3 protein-coding genes and 1 pseudogene are annotated in these 4704 nt (G+C 63.9%); 2 read left to right on the top strand and 2 right to left on the bottom strand.

The window, feature by feature from the left end:
- The coding region (locus tag EOA27_RS22890; RefSeq protein WP_245491140.1) for a sugar phosphate nucleotidyltransferase at positions 1–415 on the top strand (415 nt) is incomplete at its 5' end.
- 167 nt (positions 416–582) lie between these two features.
- Positions 583–2964, top strand: a complete 2382-nt coding sequence (locus EOA27_RS22885) for a polysaccharide biosynthesis tyrosine autokinase (protein ID WP_127257256.1) — start codon at positions 583–585, stop codon at positions 2962–2964.
- A gap of 44 nt (positions 2965–3008) precedes the next feature.
- Here EOA27_RS22885 and EOA27_RS22880 read toward each other — a convergent pair whose 3' ends face one another.
- Together EOA27_RS22880 and EOA27_RS22875 are read right to left on the bottom strand one after the other, a co-directional pair.
- Positions 3009–3722, bottom strand: coding sequence for a metallophosphoesterase (locus tag EOA27_RS22880; protein ID WP_245491139.1), 714 nt, complete (start codon positions 3720–3722; stop codon positions 3009–3011).
- Positions 3723–4178: 456 nt separating this feature from the next.
- Positions 4179–4704 (bottom strand): annotated as a pseudogene (locus EOA27_RS22875) (AMP-binding protein); the annotation flags it as partial.

Below are 4704 nucleotides of genomic sequence, written 5' to 3'. Positions count from 1 at the left end.
GCGCTGCGATCCCGCCGAAACCAGCAAATACGGCATTGTCGGCCGGGGCGACGAGGTCGGCTCCGGCTTCCAGGTCACTGAGATGGTCGAGAAGCCGGCGCCCGCCAAGGCGCCGTCGAATTTCTACATCAATGGCCGCTACGTGCTGCAGCCGGAAATCTTCGCGCTGCTCGGCAATCAGCAGCGCGGCGCCGGCAACGAGATCCAGCTCACCGACGCCATGGTGCGCCTCGCCCAGAGCCAGCCCTTCTATGCGCAGCCTTTCGATGGCCGCATGTTCGACTGCGGCTCCAAGGAAGGCTTCATCGAAGCCACCATCGCCTTCGCCCTGGCTCGCGACGACATGAAAGGCCCTGTCTTCGAAATGCTGCAGCAATTCGTCCGGTCGCATGAGCGCCGGGAAGTAGCCGCATAATGCCCATCTTTCGGGTGCATATGCGGTTTCGCGATGGCGCGACAGCCACTCAGGCGCCCGGGCCTTCAGGCCCGGCGCATCCTGGCAGCAACGTTGCGCGGTCTTTTCTGGTCACGACGCGGATCTACCAAGGCCGATAGCGCCTGCAACCTGGAATTGGACCGAACATGAATTATGCCAACTTCCCTCTCGACAAGAGGACGCCCTTGCCCAGTGCCGATCAGGAAAAGGGTGAAGACTTCATCGATGTCGAGCGTCTGCTTGGCATGGCCGCCCGTCAGGCCAAGGTGGTGGCGATCTGCGCCGCCATCGGCCTGTTCTTGGGCGTGGTCTATCTGCAGACCACGCCCAAGCAGTATACGTCCGTGGCGAGCGTCCTGATCGACGAGGGCATGAACAAGGTCATGGACGACATCTCGGCCGCCAGCGCCACGCGGCAGACCGACGCGACGATCCTCAGCCAGATCGAGATCCTCAATTCGGCGCGGCTGGCATCGGAGGTGGTCGACAAGTTGAAGCTCGACCAGAACCACGACTTCATGAGCCCGCCTCAATCGGCTCTGGCCAAGGGCATTGGGTTCCTGCGCGGCATCGTCGCCTATTTCCGCGGCAATGCCACCGATCAACTCCCTGGCATCCAGAATGTCGATGCCGCCACGCGCGAAGCCATGATCAAGACCGCGACTCACGACTACGCGGTTCTTATGCTGCAGACAGGATTATCGGCCGATCGCGTCAGCCGCTCCAATGTCATCAGCATCAGCTACCAGGCGACAAATCCTGCACTCGCCACGGCCATCACCAAGGCCTATGCGGACGCCTATCTCGCCGACCAGCTCAACGCCAGCTTCGACGCCACCGAGCGCGCGGCCGTGTGGCTGCAGGGCCGGCTGACCGAGTTGCGCGAAAGCTCGCAGGCCGCTTCGCTGGCGGTCGAGAAGTTCAGGGCCGAGCACGGCCTTTCCGCCAACAGCGACGGCCAGTTGCTAAGCGACAAGCAACTCGCCGACCTTAACGCCCAGCTCATCGTCGCGCAGGCCGATACGGCTCGCACCAGCGCCCGCTACCAGCAGTACAAGGCGATCGTCGACAGCGGCTCGGAAAGCGCCTTCAACGATTCGGCCATAGCGGCTGACCAGCCGAGCAGCTCGGTCATCATCGGGCTCAAGACCCGCTATCTGGCCATTGCCAAGCGCCTGCAGGACGTTGAGACCAATTTCGGCAAGGATCACCCGCAGGCGGTCGCGCTGGCCAAGGAAAAGGCCGATGTCTCGGCGCAGATCTTCGGGCAGCTGAAGCAGATCACCGAAAGCTACCGCAACGACTTCGAAGTGGCGCAGGCGCGCGAGACCGCGCTTCGCGACAAGATTTCCACAGCCGCCGGCAAGAGCTCGATCGACAATCAGTCGCAGGTGAAGCTGAAGGAACTCGACCAGCAGGCGCAGGCGCTGACCACGCTCTACCAGACCTTCCTTAGCCGCTATGAGGAAGCTTCGCAGCAGCAGTCCTTCCCGGTCGGCAAGGTCCGCATCATTTCCGACGCGACGATGCCGCTGGCGGCCTCGGGCCCTCGCACCATGCGTGTGCTGGCGCTGTCTCTGGTGCTCGGCCTGATGCTCGGCGCCGGTTTCGGCGGCCTCAACGAGTTCAACGAGCGCTTCTTCAGGACGGGCGAGGATATTCGTGATCGCGCCGGCCTGAAATTCCTCGGCTATCTGCCGACGATCGGCGGCGGCAGGGCCAAGGATTCCAAGGCCGACGACCTGCCGGCTGACGGCAAGGTGGCCAGCCTCTCCTCGGCCGAGAGGCGCGCGCGCATGCGCGTCAGCATCGATGCTCCGGCTTCGATGTTCGCCGAGACACTGCGCAACGCCAAGATCGCCTTCGACGTCGTGATGGAGGACCGCGGCAGCCGGGTCATCGGCGTCATTTCGGTGCTGCCGGGCGAGGGCAAATCGACGGTGGCCGCGAACCTCGCCGGCCTGCTTGCCGCAAATGGCGCCAAGACCTTGCTCGTCGACGGCGACCTGCGCAATCCTGGCTTGAGCCGCAGCCTTGGCATGGAGGCCGAGCAGGGCCTGATGGAGGCGGTGGTTAATGGCCAGACCTGGCAGTCGGTCGGCAAGGTCGACCGCCAGACCAAGCTTGCGATCATTCCAGCCGTGCTCCGTGGCCAGTTCTCGCACACCAGCGAGCTGCTGGGCTCCGCCGGTATGCGGCGCTTCATCGAGAACGCCAAGGAGACGTTCGAGTACATCATCGTCGACCTGCCGCCGCTCGGACCTGTGGTCGACGCCAAAGCCTTCGCGCCGCTGGTCGACGGCTTCGTGCTGGTCACCGAATGGGGCCGCACGCCGCGCAACATGGTGCGCTCGATGCTGGAATCGGAGCCCTATATCGCCAACAAGGTGATTGGGGCGGTGCTCAACAAGGTCGATTTGAAGAAGCTGGCCAAATACGGCGCGCTCGGCGGCTCGGAAAGGTTCTTCGACCGCTACTCGAGCTACTATCTGGAGAAGTCGGAAGCGCGCGCCAAGCAGGCTGCCTGACGTGGAACAGGATCAGGGCGGTTCAGCCCGAAACGGCGAATTGCCTAATCCCGTGACGACAGCAGCCGGCCGTATTTGCCGACGATCCTGAGCGCGGTCAGCCGCCCGGTCTGGAAGGCGCCGGTGTCGATGTCGAGCCGGCGCCCGTCGAGCTTTGGGACGTCGACGATCGTGTGCCCGTGCACCACCCAGCGGTCGAGCCGGTGCGCCGCCTCGAAGAACTCCTCGCGGATGTTGAGGAGGTCGCCCTCGTCCTGCGCCTCCAGCGCGATGCCGGGCCGGATGCCGGCATGCACGAAGACGAATTGGTCGGAGCAGACCATCGCCGGCAGCGTGCGTAGGAAGTCGACATGGCTGGCGGGAATGGCCTCGCGTATGCGCGCGTCCGCCTGGGCGCTCGAACCGTAGAGGCTAATCAGCCGGTCGGGGTCGACGCCGTAGGAGAACAGGGTCTCGCGGCCGCCATAGCCGAGCCAGGTTTCACGCGACAGATGACCGTCCAGATAGAGGAGCAGCGCGACTTCATGGTTTCCCACGAGGCAGACGCGCTGGAAGCCTTTCGGCGGCGGCGCCATCAGATGGTCGACCACGCGCCGCGAATGCGGGCCGCGATCGATATAGTCGCCCAGCATGATGATGATCTTGCGGCCGCGGAACCGCTGTGCGTCGAGCTCGATTTTCTGTTCCAGCGCGCGCAGTTCGTCATGGCAGCCATGCACGTCGCCGATCGCATAGACGATCGTGTCGCGCATATCCATCACAAGGCGCTCGCGCGGCGCGGGTCGAGGGCGTTTCGATCGTTGAAACAGGCTCACGGATTGAGGCTCGGATACTTGCACTGATTTGCGCCTCGATATCATGCCGAATGCAAACAATTCCACACCGGCGGTCCAGGCAGCCAGACGAGCGGTTCCCCGCTTCCACGAAACGGTAGACCCCTCTCGGCGGGCTTCAACAGATGATGGAACAGGGTGGGACCGAGCGGCGGCAGGATGCGCGGCTCGCCGCCGGCCGCTACCGGCCGGTTGACGGCGACGGTAGCAAGGCATCGCGGTATGTCGACGCCGCCGAATGTCATCTCTTGTTGAGCCATGCCGTGCCTTCGGTATGGCCCCCCAGGCAAACTTAAAGTCTGATGCTGCATCGCACAACAAGCGATTGCAGCGCGGGGGAAACTGGCTAATACATTATTAACGCGGCCGTCTGCCGGGCTGCTACATTCCGATGCCGCGTCCCTTCAAGGCCGCCGTAATCTCGTCGAGGATCGCGGGATCGTCGATGGTCGCTGGCATCGCCCATTCCTCCTTGTCGGCGATCTTCTGCATCGTGCCGCGCAGGATCTTGCCGGAACGGGTCTTGGGCAGCCGCTTGATCGTCACCACGGTCTTGAAGGCGGCAACCGGGCCGATCCGCTCGCGCACCAGTCCCACCACTTCGCTTTCGATCGCGCCGCTGTCGCGGGCCACGCCGGCATTGAGCACTACGAAGCCCAGCGGCACCTGGCCCTTCATGGCATCGGCAATGCCGATGACGGCGCATTCGGCGACGTCGGGGTGGGCGGCCAGCACTTCTTCCATGGCGCCGGTCGAGAGACGGTGGCCGGCGACATTGATGATGTCGTCGGTGCGGGCCATCACGTAAAGATAGCCGTCCTCGTCCATCATGCCGGCATCGGCCGTCTTGTAGTAGCCGGGGAATTCTTCCAGGTAGGCCTGGCGGAAGCGGGCGTCGGCATTCCAC

The sequence above is a fragment of the Mesorhizobium sp. M2A.F.Ca.ET.037.01.1.1 genome, from assembly GCF_003998075.1.
Taxonomy (GTDB): Bacteria; Pseudomonadota; Alphaproteobacteria; order Rhizobiales; family Rhizobiaceae; genus Mesorhizobium.
This window is presented reverse-complemented; position numbering and strand designations above follow the sequence as displayed.